This is a genomic window from Microbacterium sp. (genome assembly GCF_035687345.1).
In the GTDB taxonomy this organism is placed as follows: Bacteria; Actinomycetota; Actinomycetes; order Actinomycetales; family Microbacteriaceae; genus Microbacterium.
In genome coordinates this window covers 1-16,983 of record NZ_DASRXZ010000011.1, presented here as the reverse complement: position 1 = coordinate 16,983, position 16,983 = coordinate 1, and the positions used below count along the sequence as shown (strand labels likewise).

Sequence of the window (16,983 nt, the reverse complement as noted above, 5' to 3'; positions counted from 1 at the left end):
GCTGCGCGCCGAGCTGCCGGGGCGCGTCGCATCCGTCCTCACCGAGATCGAGCTGCCCACTCTCGTGACCCTCGCCGACATGGAGCTCGCGGGCGTCGCCGTCTCGCACGACAAGCTCGCCGCGTTGTCGGGCGAGCTCGGCGAGCGCGCCGACGCGATCGCGCAGCAGGCGTACGCGGCGATCGGGCGTGAGGTCAACCTCGGCTCGCCGAAGCAGCTGCAGGAGGTGCTGTTCGAAGAGCTGCAGCTTCCGAAGACCCGCAAGACCAAGACGGGGTACTCGACGGATGCCGCGGTGCTCGCCGACCTGCAGGAGACGAACCCGCACCCCTTCCTCGACCTGCTGCTCCAGCACCGCGAGGCGACGAAGCTGCGACAGATCATCGAGTCGCTCGACACGGCGATCGGCCCCGACGGCCGCATCCGCACGACCTACCTGCAGACCGGCAGCCAGACCGGCCGGCTCTCGAGCACCGACCCCAACCTGCAGAACATCCCGATCCGCACCGAGGAGGGCGCACGCATCCGCGCCGCGTTCGAGGTGGGCGAGGGCTACGAGGCGCTGCTGACCGCCGACTACTCGCAGATCGAGATGCGCATCATGGCGCACCTGTCGGGCGACCCCGGCCTCATCGAGGCGTTCAACTCGGGCGAGGACACCCACCGCTACGTGGGCGCGCGCGTGTTCGGCGTCGCCCCGGAAGACGTCACGCCGATCATGCGCACCAAGGTCAAGGCGATGTCGTACGGGCTCGTGTACGGCCTGTCGGCGTTCGGCCTGTCGAAGCAGCTTCGGATCGACCAGTCCGAGGCGAAGCAGCTCATGATGGAGTACTTCGCGCGGTTCGGCGCGGTGCGCGACTACCTGCGCTCGTCGGTCGAGCAGGCGCGCATCGACGGCTACACCGAGACGATCTTCGGGCGCCGCCGACCGTTCCCCGACCTGACGAGCCCCAACCGCGTGCTGCGCGAGAACGCGGAGCGTGCGGCCCTCAATGCCCCGATCCAGGGCAGCGCGGCCGACATCATGAAGATCGCGCTGTTCCGCATCCACGACGAGTTCCTCGCGGAGGGTCTGCGGTCGCGCGTGCTGCTGCAGATCCACGACGAGCTCGTGGTCGAGGTCGCGCCGGGGGAGTGGGACGCCGCTGAGCGCATCGTGCGGTCGCGCATGGCGGATGCCGCCGAGCTGACGGTCCCGCTCGACGTGCAGATCGGCCGCGGCGCCGACTGGAACGAGGCGGGGCACTAACCACCGGGAGGGCGGCTCGCGGGGCTCCTCATGCGGGGGAGAGACACCCGTAGGCTGGACCCCATGACTGAACCACGGACTCCCACGGAGATCGACAAGATCGCCGAAACCTGGGTCGACACGCTCGCGGAGCTCGAACCGACGATCGCGACATACATCGGCCGTTCCGAGTACAACGACCGCTTCGGCGACTATTCGCCCGAGGGCGTCGAGCGCGTCCTCGACGCGGCGCGCAAGACGCTCGCCGAGCTCGAGGCGGCGACGCCGGTCGACGACGTCGACCAGGTCACGAAGGACGACCTCTCGAGCCAGCTCCGACTCGAGCTGGACGTCTACGAGGCCGGTTGGCCGAAGCGCGACCTCAACGTGATCGCGTCGCCTCCGCAGGACATCCGCTCGGTGTTCGACCTCATGCCGACCGACACGGTCGACGACTGGTCCGTGATCTCCAAGCGCCTCAGCGCACTCCCGGCGGCCATCGAGGGCTACATCGCAACGCTGCGAAGCGGGATCGCCGAAGGCGTCGTGCCCGCGCGCCGACAGGTGACGGAGGTCGTCACGCAGATCGAGCGCTACACGTCCGACAACGGCTTCTTCGCCACGTTCGTCGGCGAGGCGAACCCGAGCGAAGGGCAGCTTCCCGCCTCGCTCGCACGCGACCTCTCCGACGCGGCGGGCGCCGCGCGCGTGGCCTACGACGAGCTCGCCGCCTTCCTCGGCAACGAGCTCGCTCCGGTCGCGTCCGAGAAGGACGCCGTCGGTCGTGAGCTCTACGCCCTCCAGTCGCGCCGCTTCCTCGGTGCCACGATCGACCTCGACGAGACGTACGAGTGGGGTGTCGAGGAACTTGCGCGCATGGTCGCCGAACAGGAGGCCATCGCGAACGAGATCAAGCCCGGCGCATCCGTCGAAGAGGCCGTCGCGTTCCTCGAGCAGGACGAGAAGCGCAAGCTGCACGGCACTGAGGCGCTGCAGCGCTGGATGCAGGAGACGAGCGACCGCGCGATCGAGGAGCTGGGCAAGACCCACTTCGACATCGCGGACCCGATTCGTCGGCTCGAGTGCATGATCGCCCCCACGAAGGAAGGCGGCATCTACTACACCGGACCGACCGATGACTTCTCGCGTCCCGGTCGCATGTGGTGGTCGGTGCCGGAGGGCGTCGACTCGTTCGACACGTGGCGCGAGCTCACGACCGTGTACCACGAGGGCGTTCCCGGTCACCACCTGCAGATCGCCCAGGCGGTCTACAACCGTGCGCAGCTGAACTCGTGGCGCCGTCTCCTCGCCGGCTCGAGCGGCCACGCAGAGGGGTGGGCGCTGTACGCCGAGCGGCTCATGGACCAGCTGGGCTACCTGAGCGACCCCGCCGATCGCCTCGGCATGCTCGACGGCCAGCGGATGCGTGCCGCCCGTGTCGTGCTCGACATCGGTGTGCACCTCGAGAAGCCCCGCCCCGACGGCCAGGGCACGTGGGACGCGGATTACGCCCTCGCGTTCATGCGCCGCAACGTCAACATGTCGGACGAGTTCGTGCAGTTCGAGGTGAACCGCTACCTCGGCTGGCCCGGACAGGCGCCGTCGTACAAGGTCGGTCAGCGCATCTGGGAGCAGCTGCGCGACGACGTCAAGGCCGCGCAGGGCGATGCGTTCGACATCAAGGCGTTCCACAAGCGCGCACTCGACATCGGCGGTGTCGGCCTCGACACGCTGCGGGCGGCATTCGCTCGCTGAGTCACTCGACGGCCGGTGTCTGGTTCGCCCGTGAGCGGGCGTCAGGCGCCGGCCGTCGCCGTTCCCGCCGACCCGTCCGCACCGCTTCCCGATGCGGAGAGCAACCGGATGACCTCGTCATCGGTCGTCTGGCGGAAGTCGCGATAGAACTGCCCGACCGCCCAGAAGTCGCGGATGCGGTTGGGGCACACGTACTCGTCGACGCTGTCGGCCTCGGGCACGAAGTCGACCGGCGCGACCGGAACGGCGAGCACGATAGACGACGCGCCGCGCGCCCGGAGCGACCGGCATGCGACGGTCGCGGTCGCACCCGTCGCGATGCCGTCGTCGACGACGAGCGCGGTTCTGCCGGCCATGTCGACGGCGGATGCCCCGAACAGCCGCGTCCGGCGCGCGAGCTCCTCGCGCTCCCGCTGCTCCACCTTGGCGAGCTCGTCCGGCGTCGTGAACCCCGTGCGTACGGCCTCCGGCCGCACGAGCCGCACGTCCTCGGCGATCGCGCCCACCGCGAACTCCTCGTGGTGGGCCGCGCCGAGCTTGCGCACGACGACCGCCGCCAGCGGCAGAGACAGGACGCGGGCGACCTCCGCCGCCACGACGACTCCGCCGCGCGGGATGCCGAAGACGATGGCATCCGTTCCCCTCCAGCGCTCCAGGGCGGCGGCGAGCACTCGCCCCGCGTCGGCGCGGTCCGCGAAGATGGCCATGCGACCACGGTACGCCGAGGGCCGCGGATGCGGACCGGGAATGCGCGCGACGAACCACACGTTGCATGCGCGTGAATGCAAAGGAGATCGCGCCCATGACCGACCAGCCCGACATCGCATCCACACCCGACGAGGTCGCGTTCGGCCTCGACACCTTCGGCGACGTGACCGTCGACGCGCAGGGGAACCGGCTCAGCGACGCGCAGGTGATCCGCAACATCGTCGACGAGGCCGTGCTGGCCGACCAGATCGGACTCGCGTCGTTCGGGGTGGGGGAGCACCACCGGCGTGAGTTCGCCGTCTCGAGTCCCGAGATCGTGCTCGCCGCCGCCGCGGGCCGCACACGCGGCATCCGTCTCGGCACCGCCGTGACCGTCCTGTCGTCCGACGACCCGGTGCGCGTGTACGAGCGCTTCGCGACCCTCGACGCCGTGTCGAACGGCCGCGCGGAGGTGACGCTCGGGCGAGGCTCGTTCATCGAGTCGTTCCCGCTGTTCGGCTACGACCTCGCCGACTACGAGATCCTCTTCGAGGAGAAGCTCGACCTGTTCTCGAAGCTCGTCACGGAGAAGCCGGTCACGTGGCAAGGGCGCACGCGCGCGGCACTCACCGACGCCGACGTCTATCCGAAGACCGAGCACGGGCTCAAGGCGTGGGTGGGCGTGGGCGGCTCGCCCGAGTCGGTCGTGCGCGCGGCGCGCTACGGATTCGGGCTGACGCTCGCCATCATCGGAGGACCGGCGGTGCGGTTCCGTCCGTTCGTCGACCTGTTCCACCGCTCGGTGTCGTCGTTCGGGCATGATCCGCTGCCCGTGGCGGTGCACTCGCCGGGACACATCGCCGACACGGACCAGCAGGCGTGGGACGAGGCGTATCCGTCGTTCGAGGGCATGTACAACACGATCGGGAAGGAGCGTGGCTGGCCGACGTACAACCGTCTGCGCTTCCAGCACGACGTCGGACCTGAGGGGGCGCTGTACGTCGGATCGCCCGAGACCGTCGCACGCAAGATCGCCGACACGATCCGCACGCTCGGCATCGCGCGCTTCGACCTGAAGTACTCCAACGGCACGCTCAGTCACGAGAAGCTCATGCGTTCGATCGAGCTGTACGGCACGCGCGTCGTGCCCATGGTGCGCGAAATGCTCGCGTAGCGCGCCGCGGGCGGCCGCGCGGCTCTACGATTCAGTCATGTCGGTCCCGACGCCCCCCACGCCCGCTACGGCCGCTTCGCTGTCGCAGAGGCTGGATCGCCTTCCGTTCACGCGTGCGCACCTTCGTGTGCTCACCGGCTCGGGGATCGGGTGGGCCCTCGACGCGATGGACGTCGGACTCATCTCGTTCATCCTCGCCGCGCTCGCGCAGCAGTGGAGTCTCGCGCCCGAGGAGACCGCGTGGATCGCGTCGATGGGCTTCGTCGGCATGGCGGTCGGCGCTGCCCTCGGCGGGCTGCTCGCCGACCGCTTCGGCCGCCGCCAGGTCTTCGCGCTGACGCTCCTGGTGTACGGTGTCGCGACGGGCGCGAGCGCACTGGTGGGCGGGATCGTGCTGCTGCTCATCCTGCGCTTCTTCGTCGGGCTCGGGCTCGGGGCCGAGCTGCCGGTCGCATCGACGTACGTGAGCGAGTTCGCGCCGGCGCGCATGCGCGGCCGGCTCATCGTGATCCTCGAAGCGTTCTGGGCCGTGGGCTGGACGGCTGCCGCGCTCATCGGGTTCCTCGTGATCCCGGCATCCGACGCCGGCTGGCGGTGGGCGTTCGCGCTCGGCGCGATCCCGGCGGCGTACGCGCTCATCGTGCGGTGGGGGCTGCCGGAGTCGCCGCGGTGGCTCGAGCGCCGGGGGCGACATGACGAGGCCGCGGCCGTCATCCGCAGGTTCGAGGAGTCGTCGTCCGTGACGGCAGAGTCGGCACGTCGGCTGACGACCGGTCCGATCGAGCTGCCGCCGGCCGCGCAGACGGCCCGCGAGCGCCTCGCGGCGCTGTGGTCCGCGGAGTTCCGCGTTCGCACCGCGTGCCTGTGGCTCGTGTGGTTCTGCGTGAACTTCTCGTACTACGGCGCGTTCATCTGGATCCCGTCGATACTGGTCGCTCAGGGGTACGACCTCGTGCGATCGTTCGGCTTCACGCTCATCATCACGCTCGCGCAGCTGCCGGGCTACGCCGCCGCCGCGTGGCTCATCGAGGTGTGGGGGAGGCGGCTCACGCTCTCCGTCTTCCTCGCGGGTTCGGCGGTCTCGGCGATCCTGTTCGGCACGGCCGGCGCGGAGTGGTCGGTGCTCGCCGCAGGAATGGCGCTGTCGTTCTTCAACCTCGGCGCATGGGGCGCGCTCTATGCCGTGACTCCCGAGATGTATCCGACGTCGCTGCGCGCGACCGGCTCCGGGTGGGCAGCCGGCGTCGGCCGCGTCGCGTCGATCGTGGCACCGCTGACGGTGCCGCCGCTGCTCGCGCTCGGCGGTGCGCCGGTGCTGTTCATCGTGTTCGCCCTGTTCTTCGTTGCCGCGGCCGCCGGCGCGTGGGGTCTCATCGACCGGAGCGGACGGTCCCTCGACGACCGCTGAGCCGCCGTAGGCTGAGGCCGTGGCATCCGTGCGATATGTCGCCATCGGCGACTCGTTCACAGAAGGAGTCGGCGACGAGCTTCCCGACGGGCACGTGCGAGGGTGGGCCGACCTCGTCGCGCAAGGGTGGGCGGATGCCTCGGGCGAGCCGATCGAGTACGCGAACCTCGCCATCCGCGGCAAGCTCGTGTGGCAGATCGTCGAGGAGCAGCTCGAGCCCGCACTCGCGCTGAAGCCCACCCACTTGTCGTTCAACGGCGGCGGCAACGACATGCTGCGCCCGCGCACCTCCATCGCGAGTGTCGCAGACGCGTTCAGCCTCGTGCTCAAGCGCTGCGACGACGAAGGCGTGAAGCTCATCCTGCTGTCGGGGGCGAACCCTTCCGCGCAGCTGCCGATGAGCCGACTGATCCAGCGTCGTGGCGACCTGCTGTCGGCGGCGGTCGTTGCGCGGGTGAGCGATCGACCGGACGTCGTCCGTGCGCTCAACTGGCCCGATCGCGAGCTCTCCACGTCGGGCTTCTGGTCGGACGATCGCCTTCACATGAACGCGCGCGGGCACCACCGCGTCGCCGCGCGCGTGCTGGACGCTCTCGGGCTCAACCCTCCAGAGGAATGGTGGTCGCTCCCGGAGCTGCCGCCCGCCGCGGTGCGCGGAGCCGCGTACTATCGCGCGCACGTCGGTCCATGGGTGCGACGGAGGCTCACGCGAACGTCGTCCGGCGATGGACGAGAGCCCAAGTATCCCGACTGGGTGAAGATCGAACCGTCGCGGCAGGAAGAAGCGTCGTCATGAGCGATCCGTCGCGCCACTGGGCTTCACGCCTGTTCGGCGCGACGGATGCCCCGTGGGGCGTGTCGTTCGCCCTCCACATCCTCATCGGGCTTCTCGTGGGGGCCGGTGTGCTGCTGCCGTTCTTCCCGACGCCGGCCGCGCTGCTCGGCGGGCTGTGTGCGGGGCTCATCGCGGGTGTGAGCGCGCACGTACCGGCCGCCGTGGCGGCATGGGTGGCACTCATGACGGGAGGCGTCGCGATCGTGTGCGCGGGGCTGGGGGTGTTGACGTCGCCGACCCCCGTGCTGGCGGCCCTCGCGATGGGGGCGATCGTGCTCGCGTCCTCGCTCGCGGCCGCCGCGGGCCCGCTCGGCGCGGGGTTGGGGCTCGTCGGCTCGTTCACGTTCGCCTTCGCGACCTCGGTGCGTGTGCTCGGCGGCGACCGCGCCGGCGGAGTGTCGGATCTCGTGGGTGTGGTCGCCGCCGGCGCGGCACTCGGTGTGCTCGTCGGGTTCGTCTCGGCGCTGGTCCGCGCGAAGGGGAGGCTTGCGAGGCTCCCGCGTTCGGGCGAGTCGTTGGGCCGGCGGATGCTCCGCTCGCTGCGCACCCGGGATGCGCATTTCCGCGACGGCGTGCGACGGGGGATCCCGCTCGCTGTGGCGATGCTCGGGTTCAGCGCGTTCGGCGGGCGCGACGCGTACTGGATCTTCCTCGCCGCGTTCACGATCCTCCTCCCGACGGGCAAGCCCCCGCTGTCGGTGCTCATCACGCGCATGATGGGGACGATCGTCGGCGTGGTTGCGGTCGGTCTGCTCGCGCTGGTCATTCCGACGATCGCCCTGGCGGCCATCGCCGTCGTCGCTCTGATCGTGGGCATAGCGGCCCAGGAGCGCTATCCGACCTACGGAGCGGCGCTGAGCTCCATCGGCGCGATCATGTTCGTCGGACTGCCAAGCGGTGCCGTCACGGAGTGGGCCGCCCACCGGCTGCTCGACACGCTCATCGGGTCGGCGCTGGCGGTGATCGCGCTGCTCGTCCTGTGGCCGCGGGATCGACCCAAACAGGCGGCAGAAGCCGGTATCGGCGTGCCCGGTTGACCCCGCCCGGGGATCAGCCCGAGACCGAGAAGGTGAGTTCGGCGAACTGACCCATCTGGCGCGCAGCCTGCAGCGTCAGGCGGTCGGAACCCAGGTTGCGAGGAAGCAGAGGCTTGCCCGACACGAGTGTCGCGGGCGCAACGGAGACCCGGATCTCGTCGAGGAGAGCGGCGTCCGCGAACTGGCCCGCGAGATCGCCGCCGCCGACGACCCACACGTCGCGGTCGCCCGCAGCCTCGCGCATCTCCGGCCACGATGCCTTCACATCACCCGAGACGAATCGGATGTCTGCACCCGGCACGCCGGGCAGGCTGCGGCTCGTGAAGACGTACGTCGGCCGATCGCCGTAGTACTTCGGCCACTTCTCGGGGTGGGCGATGAGGTCTTCGTGCTTGAGCACCCACTCGTACGTGGACGAGCCCTGCACGAGGACGCCGATCCCTTCGAGGAACTCCATGAAGTCGGCGTCGCCACCCTCGCCGCCCGGAACGGCGAAGAGCCAGTCGAGGGAATGGTTGTCGTCTGCGAGGAATCCGTTCAGAGTCGTTGCGGTGTAGTAGACCACGCGAGGCATGCCGACACGGTAGCGGCGGCCGCCGACATCCGATGGTGATCTAGAGTGCGCCGAGCTCTGCGAGAGCACGTCGAGCGAGCCCTGCACCGGCGCGTGCGGCGGATGCGGCATCCGCCCCGTTCATCGCGGCAGCGATGTAGCCGGCGGCGAACGCGTCGCCGGCACCCGTGGAGTCGATGAGACCTTCCACGGGTTCCACCGGGACCTGCATGTCGTCGCCGCCCACCCTCACGACGACCGGCTCGCCGCCGCGCTTGACGATGTACGCCTCGACGGACGAGAGGTCGAAGGCGAGGGCCTCCGCGCATCCGGCCTCGTCGCGGTTCGCGAACACGACGTCGGGGCGAAGGCGCGCGATGAGGGCCCGCAGCTCGTCGGTACCCAGCTCGCGCATGGTCGCGACGCTCGAGAGGTCCAAGCTCACGCGGGCGGGAGGGCGCCGCATCCGCTCGACCGCCTCGAGGATCGCCGAGCGCGACGGCTCGGACGAGAATCCGTAGAGCGGCACGTGCACCCAGTCGACGCCCTCGAGCCACGACGGATCGATGGGGCCGAGCTCGGCCGCCGCGCCGCGGTCGGTGACCATCGTGCGTTCGCCTTCGTCGTCGACAAGGATCACGATCGTGCCGGTGCGCTCACCCCGTTGCACGCGCACGTCGACTCCGGCCCGCTCGAGCCTGTGCACGAGCGCGTCGCCCGCGGCGTCGTCGCCGACGCATCCGATGAATCGAGTGGCGACGGATGCCGCCGCGGCGGCCGCGACGTTGGCGGCGCTCCCGCCTCGTGCGTGCCGGATCGTGGCCGGATTGTCGGTGCCCCGCTCGAGGCCGCCGGCGCGGCGGACGAGCACATCGTCGATGAGGTCGCCGATCGTGAGCAGCATCAGCCGGCGGGGGAGAGGGGAGTGGTGGCGAGGGCCGCTGCGATGCGCGCGCCGAGTTCGACGTTGCCGCGGTACACGTCGACGTTGACGTCGAGGCTTCGGCCGCCGGTCTCGCGCTGCAGGAAGTCCAGCAGGAACGGCGTCGTGTCGTGGCCCGTCACGCCGAGTCGATGCGCTTCATCGAGAGCGCGCGCGAGCACATCATCGTGCAGCTCTCTCGGAAGCTCGCGCTCGGCTCCGACCGGGTTCGCGACGAGGAGGGCGGAACGGATGCCGAGACCGTCGCGCGCCTCGACGACACGCGCGATCTCCTCGGGGGAGTCGACCGAGAAGTCCAGGTCATAGCCGGAATCCGAGATATAGAAGCCGGGGTAGTCGGTTGTGCGGTAGCCCACCACCGCGAGGCTCAGAGTCTCGAGCCGTTCGAGCGTGAGCGGAATGTCGAGGATCGACTTCACACCGGCGCTCACGAGCACGAGGGGGAGCGCGGCCAGGATCGGCAGGTCGGCCGACTCGTCGAACGTCTGCTGCGCACCGCGATGCACGCCGCCGAGGCCGCCGGTCGAGAAGACTCGAATTCCGGCGCGATCTGCCAAAAACGCGGTCGCGGCGACGGTGGTGCCGGCGCTCAGCCCCTTCGCCATCGCGAGCGGGAGGTCGCGCAGGCTCGCCTTCACGACACCCTCGGCGGTCGCGAGCAGCTCGATCTCGTCGGGGGAGAGGCCCACCGTGGGGCTCCCCTCGACGACGCCGATCGTGGCGGGCACGACGCCGAGCGACCGCACGAGCTGCTCCGCCTCGCGGGCGACCTCGATGTTCCGCGGACGGGGGAGTCCGTGCGTGAAGATGGTCGATTCGAGGGCGAGCACGGGTGCGCCGCGGTCGATCGCGTCACGCACCTCCTCCGAAACGGCGAGGGGAGTGGGTGGCACAGCGGCTCCTTCCGGGTCTTCTCACACCCTATGCAGGTGCGCGGAAACCGTGCGTGTTCGGATGCGAAGGAGCGAGTGGATGCGTGGAGGTTCGTCCACCGAGTCGCGCCCGGATCCGAGCCATCCGTCATTTGTCAACCCCTTGGGCCGTTTCGCACCGACCCGGAATCGTTGATTGCGGGCCGAAGCGGCCCACAGCAGGGGAGGGGTGACCCCCGGACCCCGGAAAGGAGCTCGTATGAGCATCGGAGCCGGAATCGCGCTGTTCGCCATCGGCGCCATCCTCACGTTCGCCGTCAACGTCGAGACCGAGTGGGTCGACCTCGACCTGATCGGGTACATCCTGATGGGCGCCGGACTCGTCGTCTTCATCGTGGGCCTCGTGCTCCTCATGCGCCGCCGGCGGTCCGACACCGTTACGCGCACGGCGGTTGATCCCGCCGCCAACGAGCGAGTCACGCGGCAGAGCACGGCGACGACCGACGACGAGCCGTACGTGTAAGTCGACCAGTCGCGTCGACGTCTTTTGACTGCCGGCCGCGTGCGGCCGCAGGAGAAGGCAGCTTCCGATGAGGGAGCTGCCTTCTCGTACGTTTGAGCGCCGAGCGGCGGTGGTCACCCTCGCTGTATCAAGGCAACTCCCTCAGGGGAGAGGTCAGTTCACCGCCGACTGAACCCGTGTTCACGGTGCCCTTGGGCTCGAACAGCAGCGCGTGAACCTCGTTGTCGGCCTTCGGGCAGTGCTCGACACCGCGGGGGACGACGAAGACGTCGTTCGGCCCGAGCACGACGTCGCGATCGCGCAACTGGATGGTGAGCTCACCGCTCAGAACCATGAAGAGCTCATCCGTTTCGGGGTGGTCGTGCCACACGAACTCTCCGTGGAGCTTGACGACCTTCACGTCGTAGTCGTTGATGCTGGTGAGGCGATGGGGTTGCCAGTAGGCCGTGATGCGGGACAGTGCGTCGTCGATGTTCCGAACGTCGTCGCTCATGCGGCGATCCTATGGCGCCGTGCGGACGGCGTCTTCGACGAACGTGTCGGAGTCCGCGGACATGATCTGAGACCGGCACACACATGGCACGCTATCGGGCTGTGCACGAACCTCTCTCCGCCACGACACCTTCAAGGACAGGGGAGGACCTCAGGTCGATGCGGCCGAGGATCACCCTTTATGAGTTGACATAATGTGCATTATCGGCGCGAGGTACTTCTTCACGATGTACTTCTGGGGGCGCTCAAGCGCCGACGTACTCCGCCAGATGCTTGCCGGTGAGTGTCGATTTGTCCTTCACGAGCTCGGCGGGCGTTCCCTCGAACACGATGCGTCCTCCGTCGTGGCCCGCGCCGGGTCCGAGGTCGATGATCCAATCGGCGTGCGCCATGACCGCCTGGTGGTGCTCGATCACGATGACGGACTTGCCGGAGTCCACCAGCCGGTCCAGCAGCGCGAGCATGTTCTCGACGTCGGCGAGGTGCAGGCCCGTCGTGGGTTCGTCGAGCACGTACACGTCACCCGGCTCGCCCATCTGGATGGCGAGCTTGATGCGCTGGCGCTCACCGCCCGACAGCGTCGACAGCGGCTGGCCGAGCGTCAGGTAGCCGAGACCGGCGTCCTCGAGGCGACTGAGGATCGCGACGGCGGCCGGGATCTTCGCTTCGCCCTCGGCGAAGAACCGTCGCGCTTCGCTGACAGGGAGATCGAGCACCTCCGTGATGTCCTTGCCGCCGAGCTTGTAGTCGAGCACGGCCGCCTGGAACCGCTTGCCGCCGCAGTCCTCACACGGCGTCTCGACGGTGTCCATGAAGCCCAGCTCGGTCACGATGATGCCCGCGCCCTTGCACGTCGGGCACGCGCCCTCGGAGTTCGCGCTGAACAGGGCCGGCTTGACGCCGTTCGCCTTGGCGAACGCTTTGCGGATCGGCTCGAGCATGCCCGTGTACGTCGCCGGGTTGCTGCGACGCGAGCCCTTGATCGCGCTCTGGTCGATCGCGACGACGCCTTCGCGGCGCGATACCGATCCGTGGATGAGCGAGCTCTTGCCCGAGCCGGCGACGCCCGTCACGACCGTCAGCACGCCGAGCGGGATGCCGACGTCGACGTTCTGCAGGTTGTTGTCGTTCGCACCGCGGATCTCGATGCTGCCCTTCGCCGTCCGCACCTCGGGCTTCAGCGACGCCCTGTCGTCGAGGTGTCGACCGGTGAGCGTGCCGCTGGCTCGGAGCCCGTCGACGGTGCCCTCGAAGCAGATCTCACCCCCGGCGGCGCCCGCGCCCGGGCCGAGATCCACCACGTGGTCGGCGATCGCGATCATCTCGGGCTTGTGCTCGACGACGAGGACGGTGTTGCCCTTGTCGCGCAGGCGGAGCAGCAACTCGTTCATCCGCTGGATGTCGTGCGGATGCAGACCGATCGTCGGCTCGTCGAAGACGTACGTGACGTCAGTGAGCGACGAGCCGAGGTGCCGCAGCATCTTGATGCGCTGCGCCTCTCCCCCGGACAGCGTTCCTGAGGGTCGCTCGAGGCTGAGATACCCGAGTCCGAGCGTGACGAACGCCTCGAGGTTCGCACGCAGCGCGTCGAGGAGCGGCCCGGCCTCCGGGCGGTCGAGGCCCTTCACCCACTCGGCGAGGTCGGTCACCTGCATCCGGCACGCGTCGGCGATGCTGACGCCGTCGATCTTCGACGACCGTGCGCCCTCGGTGAGGCGCATCCCATCGCATTCGGGACACGTCGCGAACGTCGCGACGCGCTCGACGAACGCGCGGATGTGCGGCTGCAGGGCGTCGAGGTCTTTCGACAGCATCGACTTCGTGATCTTCGGGATCAGGCCCTCGTAGGTCATGTTGATCCCCTGGATCTTGACCTTCGTGACCTCGCCGTAGAGGAAGAGGTGCCGCTGCTTCTCGGTGAAGTCCTTGATCGGCTTGTCGGCCGGGTAGAACCCCGACTCGGAGAAGCCCTTCACCATCCAGCCATCGGCCGTGTAGCCCGGCACCATGATCGCACCCTCATTGAGCGACTTCGACTCGTCGACCACTTGCGACAGGTCGATGTCGGATACCGAGCCTCGTCCCTCGCAGCGCGGACACATTCCGCCGAGGTAGATCGCCTCTTTCACGATCTTCTTCTCGCCGTTCGGGCCGACCATGACCCCGCTCGCCTTCTGCGTCGGGATGTTGAACGAGAACGCGGTCGGACCGCCGATGTACGGCTCCCCCAGCTTGCTGAACAGGATGCGCAGCATCGCATTCGCGTCGGTCACCGTTCCGACCGTCGACCGCGGGTTGGCACCCAGTCGCTCCTGGTCGACGATGATCGCGGTCGTGAGGCCCTCCAACACGTCGACGTCGGGGCGCGGCACCGAGGGCATGAACCCCTGGACGAACGCGCTGTAGGTCTCGTCGATGAGTCGTCGCGACTCGGCGGCGATCGTATCGAACACAAGCGAGCTCTTGCCTGATCCTGAGACGCCCGTGAAGACGGTCAGTCTTCTCTTCGGCAGATCGACGTCGACGTTCTTGAGGTTGTTCTCGCGGGCGCCGCGCACGCGGATCAGCTCGTGGCTGTCGGCGAGGGGTGCGGCGGATGCGGCGGACGCGGGGGCGCTGGTCATCGGTCTCCATCCATTGAGCTCGTCGGCCGGGGTCGAGCCTATCGACCCCGGCAGACTCGAAGGTCGAGCCGGTCAGACGCGCTGGTCGATGCGGAGGATGTTGCCGGCGGGATCGCGGAACGCGCAGTCCCGCACGCCGTACGGCTGGTCGGTCGGCTCCTGCAGCACATCGGCGCCGGACGCCTGCAGCTTCTCGAACAGTCCGTCGAGGTCATCGGTGGAGAGCGTCACGGACGCGTAGCTTCCCTTGGCGATGAGCTCCAGGATCGTCTGGCGCTCGGCATCCGTGATGCCCGGGTCGACGGCCGGCGGATGCAGCACGATCGACGTCTCGGGCTGCCCGACGGGTCCGACCGTGATCCAGCGCATCCCCTCGTAGCCGACGTCCTTGCGCACCTCGAAGCCCAGGGCGTCGCGGTAGAACGCGAGGGCGGCGTCGGCGTCGGTGTGCGGCAGGAACGCGTACTGAATCTTGATGTCCATGCCGCCACGCTAACCGGCGGGCACCTCGCGTGCTTCTCGATTCCTGATCGGTCTGACCACCTGCTTCGCGTGGCACGACGGCAGCTCGCCGTCGATCGCCTCCGCGGCCCACCGCCGGTACGCGCTCGGAGACATGCCGACGAGCTCGGTGAAGCGCGTGCTGAAGGTCCCGAGCGACGAGCACCCGACGGTGAAGCACACCTCGGTCACACTGAGGTCGCCGCGCCGCAGGAGCGCCATCGCGCGTTCGATGCGCCGGGTCATGAGGTACGAGTACGGCGATTCGCCGTACGTCGCGCGGAATCGGCGGCTGAGGTGACCGGCCGACATGTTCACTCCGCGCGCGAGCGCCTCGACATCGAGCGGCTGCGCGAATTCACGGTCGATGCGGTCGCGCACGCGCCGCAACAGTGCGATCTCGTGCAGTCGCCGGAGTGCCTCGGGGTCGCTCGTCACGTTGGCGATGGTGTCACGAACCGCCGACGGAATCCAGCGGCTGCGCCGCTCACGGCCCTTCGAGCGCGACGAGCGAGCCGATCCGCAGGCGCAGCCGCTCTCCGTCGCGCAGCACCGTGAACAGCGTGTGCGTGCACGAACGGCACCGCACGATCGCCGCGACCTCGTCGAGTTCCACGACGCTGTTCGCGAGCGGCGCGCGGGCGCCGCATCCGCCGCATTCCCCGTCCATGGCGGTCATGTCCTGCGCGAAGAGCTCGGCGAGCAGTCCCGCGATCGCGTTGCCGTCGACGACCGATCTCGCGTTCTCGGCCCGCATCATGCACCTCCGAAGCGCTCGGTCCGGATCTTCGCCGGCGGATGCCCGAGCCGCACGAGCGCGTCGGCGACGTGCTCCACGAACGACGTCGGACCGCACACGAAGACGTCCGGCATCTGGTCCACGGGCCACACGGCGGACGTGATGACCTCGTCGTCGATGCGCCCGACGCGGCCGGTCCATCCGGGCGGTCCGCTGCGCGTGTAGACCCACGTGAGATCCACTCCCCCGTCTCCGGACAGCCGCTCGAGCTCATCGCGATATATCGCGGCTTCGGGTCGGCGCACGGAATACAGCAGCCGGAAGGGCGCGCCGGTGCCGGCATCCGTCCGCGCCTTCGCCATCGCGGCCAGCGGGACGATCCCCGCCCCGCCCGCGATGAGCTGCACCGGGTCGACTCCCCCTGGCCGCCACACGAAGTAACCGCCGAGCGGCCCCTTGACCTCGAGCATGTCGCCCGGCTGCACGTCGCGCACGAGGTAGGGCGAGACCTCGCCTTCGGGAACCTCGTCGACCGCGAGCTCGATCGTCTCGCCGCCGCCGTACGACCCGAGCGAGTACGAGCGCACCGCCTGATAGCCGTCCTCCGCCGTGAGGCGCACGTCGACGTGCTGCCCCGGTTCGCTGCCGGGCCATCCGGGCACGGTGATGCGCAGCACGCGCGCCGTCGGTGTGACGTCGGCGACCTCGGACACCGTGGCCGGACGCCAGTCGCCGACGATCACCAGTACCGCTCCTCCGTCCACGGGTCGCCGTGCATGTTGTAGCCGTTCTGCTCCCAGAACCCGGGGGCGTCGGACTCCATGAGCGTGAGGCCGCGCACCCATTTCGCGCTCTTCCAGAAGTAGAGGTGCGGCACGATGAGCCTCGCGGGTCCGCCGTGCTCCGGGTCGAGCGGCTCACCCTCGAACTCGAACACGACCCACGACTTGCCGTCGAGAAGGTCCTCCATGGGCACGTTCGTCGCGTAGCCGCCGTACGAGTGGGCCATCGCGTAGCCGGCATCCGTCTCGACGCCCGCGAACAGCGTGTCGATCGACACGCCACGCCAGTGGGTGCCGAGCTTCGACCAGCGCGTCACGCAGTGGATGTCGGTCGTGACCTCTTCGATCGGTAGGGCCATGAACTCGTCCCACGCCCACGATGTGGCGTCGCCGTTCTCGTTCCGGATCGTGAAGCGCCATTCGTCGAGCTCGACCCGCGGCGTCGGGCCCGCCGACAGCACCGGGAAGTCCTCGGTCAGATACTGTCCGGGCGGCAGTCGCTCGTCGCTCTCACGCCTTCGCGCGCCGAATCCCCTCGAGAACACCGCCATGCGCACCTCCGGGTGTCGAGTGCTTGAAGCCACACGCTAGTGGCCCGCGCGCCCGCGCGCGAGGGGTTTCATCACCCACTCCGGATGCCGCGACACACGCGCTGCCGCTTGCCCGCGCCCCGGACGGCGGGTCTAGTCTGATCCCACCAACCTTCTCAGGGAATTCCCAGAAAAGAGGTCGTTGTATGTCCACCGCATCCGCAGCCGACAGAACGGCAGTCAACGGCATCCGCACCGCTCTCGGCGTCGGCGGCGTGCTCGCTGTCATCGTCGGCA

18 protein-coding genes are annotated in these 16,983 nt (G+C 69.1%); 7 read left to right on the top strand and 11 right to left on the bottom strand.

Going from position 1 to position 16,983, the window contains the following annotated elements:
* Both VFF97_RS01075 and VFF97_RS01070 read left to right on the top strand, forming a co-directional pair.
* Nucleotides 1-1,252, top strand: a 1,252-nt coding sequence (locus VFF97_RS01075; RefSeq protein WP_325031645.1) for a DNA polymerase, incomplete at its 5' end; no start/stop codon positions are given.
* A 63-nt stretch (nt 1,253-1,315) separates the two neighbouring features.
* Complete coding sequence (locus VFF97_RS01070) at nt 1,316-2,986, top strand: DUF885 domain-containing protein (protein WP_325031644.1); 1,671 nt, start codon at nt 1,316-1,318, stop codon at nt 2,984-2,986.
* 41 nt (nt 2,987-3,027) lie between these two features.
* Here the strand turns inward: VFF97_RS01070 and VFF97_RS01065 are convergent, their stop codons facing one another.
* Nucleotides 3,028-3,693: a phosphoribosyltransferase gene (locus VFF97_RS01065; RefSeq protein WP_325031643.1), complete on the bottom strand. Its 666-nt coding sequence runs from the start codon at nt 3,691-3,693 to the stop codon at nt 3,028-3,030.
* A gap of 95 nt (nt 3,694-3,788) precedes the next feature.
* On the opposite strand from VFF97_RS01065, the gene VFF97_RS01060 reads away from it, so the two are divergent.
* Genes VFF97_RS01060 through VFF97_RS01045 form a run of 4 tightly spaced genes read left to right on the top strand, consistent with a single transcriptional unit; the run spans nt 3,789 to nt 8,127 of the window.
* Nucleotides 3,789-4,847: an LLM class flavin-dependent oxidoreductase gene (locus tag VFF97_RS01060; RefSeq protein WP_325031642.1), complete on the top strand. Its 1,059-nt coding sequence runs from the start codon at nt 3,789-3,791 to the stop codon at nt 4,845-4,847.
* Between the two features lie 37 nt (nt 4,848-4,884).
* A complete protein-coding gene (locus VFF97_RS01055; protein WP_325031641.1) occupies nt 4,885-6,255 on the top strand; it encodes an MFS transporter in 1,371 nt (456 codons plus the stop codon).
* Between the two features lie 19 nt (nt 6,256-6,274).
* Nucleotides 6,275-7,051 carry an SGNH/GDSL hydrolase family protein gene (locus VFF97_RS01050; protein ID WP_325031640.1) on the top strand — a complete coding sequence of 259 codons (777 nt, stop codon included), beginning with the start codon at nt 6,275-6,277 and terminating at the stop codon, nt 7,049-7,051.
* Nucleotides 7,048-8,127, top strand: coding sequence for an FUSC family protein (locus VFF97_RS01045; protein WP_325031639.1), 1,080 nt, complete (start codon nt 7,048-7,050; stop codon nt 8,125-8,127). The genes VFF97_RS01050 and VFF97_RS01045 overlap by 4 nt, the downstream gene beginning before the upstream one ends.
* A gap of 13 nt (nt 8,128-8,140) precedes the next feature.
* On the opposite strand, the gene VFF97_RS01040 is transcribed toward VFF97_RS01045, so the two are convergent.
* The 3 genes from VFF97_RS01040 to VFF97_RS01030 are packed head-to-tail and all read right to left on the bottom strand — an operon-like array spanning nt 8,141 to nt 10,516.
* Nucleotides 8,141-8,701, bottom strand: a complete 561-nt coding sequence (locus tag VFF97_RS01040) for a dihydrofolate reductase family protein (protein WP_325031638.1) — start codon at nt 8,699-8,701, stop codon at nt 8,141-8,143.
* Between the two features lie 40 nt (nt 8,702-8,741).
* Entirely contained in the window at nt 8,742-9,584 is an 843-nt protein-coding gene (locus VFF97_RS01035; protein ID WP_325031637.1) for a carbohydrate kinase family protein, read from the bottom strand.
* Nucleotides 9,584-10,516 carry a pseudouridine-5'-phosphate glycosidase gene (locus tag VFF97_RS01030; protein ID WP_325031636.1) on the bottom strand — a complete coding sequence of 311 codons (933 nt, stop codon included), beginning with the start codon at nt 10,514-10,516 and terminating at the stop codon, nt 9,584-9,586. The genes VFF97_RS01035 and VFF97_RS01030 overlap by 1 nt, the downstream gene beginning before the upstream one ends.
* Nucleotides 10,517-10,754: 238 nt before the next feature.
* On the opposite strand from VFF97_RS01030, the gene VFF97_RS01025 reads away from it, so the two are divergent.
* A complete protein-coding gene (locus tag VFF97_RS01025) occupies nt 10,755-11,018 on the top strand; it encodes a DUF6458 family protein (protein WP_325031635.1) in 264 nt (87 codons plus the stop codon).
* A 127-nt stretch (nt 11,019-11,145) separates the two neighbouring features.
* On the opposite strand, the gene VFF97_RS01020 is transcribed toward VFF97_RS01025, so the two are convergent.
* The 7 genes from VFF97_RS01020 to VFF97_RS00990 form a co-directional block, all read right to left on the bottom strand.
* Nucleotides 11,146-11,511 carry a cupin domain-containing protein gene (locus VFF97_RS01020; protein WP_325031634.1) on the bottom strand — a complete coding sequence of 122 codons (366 nt, stop codon included), beginning with the start codon at nt 11,509-11,511 and terminating at the stop codon, nt 11,146-11,148.
* Nucleotides 11,512-11,755: 244 nt separating this feature from the next.
* Nucleotides 11,756-14,134: an excinuclease ABC subunit UvrA gene (locus tag VFF97_RS01015; protein WP_325031633.1), complete on the bottom strand. Its 2,379-nt coding sequence runs from the start codon at nt 14,132-14,134 to the stop codon at nt 11,756-11,758.
* A gap of 72 nt (nt 14,135-14,206) precedes the next feature.
* On the bottom strand, nt 14,207-14,617 hold the full coding sequence (locus tag VFF97_RS01010; RefSeq protein WP_325031632.1) for a VOC family protein: 411 nt from the start codon (nt 14,615-14,617) through the stop codon (nt 14,207-14,209).
* 9 nt (nt 14,618-14,626) lie between these two features.
* Nucleotides 14,627-15,073, bottom strand: coding sequence for a helix-turn-helix transcriptional regulator (locus VFF97_RS01005; protein WP_325031631.1), 447 nt, complete (start codon nt 15,071-15,073; stop codon nt 14,627-14,629).
* A gap of 49 nt (nt 15,074-15,122) precedes the next feature.
* Nucleotides 15,123-15,395, bottom strand: a complete 273-nt coding sequence (locus VFF97_RS01000) for a DUF6510 family protein (protein WP_325031630.1) — start codon at nt 15,393-15,395, stop codon at nt 15,123-15,125.
* On the bottom strand, nt 15,392-16,117 hold the full coding sequence (locus VFF97_RS00995; RefSeq protein WP_325031629.1) for a ferredoxin reductase: 726 nt from the start codon (nt 16,115-16,117) through the stop codon (nt 15,392-15,394). The genes VFF97_RS01000 and VFF97_RS00995 overlap by 4 nt, the downstream gene beginning before the upstream one ends.
* Nucleotides 16,114-16,707 carry a sulfite oxidase-like oxidoreductase gene (locus tag VFF97_RS00990; RefSeq protein ID WP_325031628.1) on the bottom strand — a complete coding sequence of 198 codons (594 nt, stop codon included), beginning with the start codon at nt 16,705-16,707 and terminating at the stop codon, nt 16,114-16,116. The genes VFF97_RS00995 and VFF97_RS00990 overlap by 4 nt, the downstream gene beginning before the upstream one ends.
* Between the last annotated feature and the right edge of the window lie 276 nt (nt 16,708-16,983).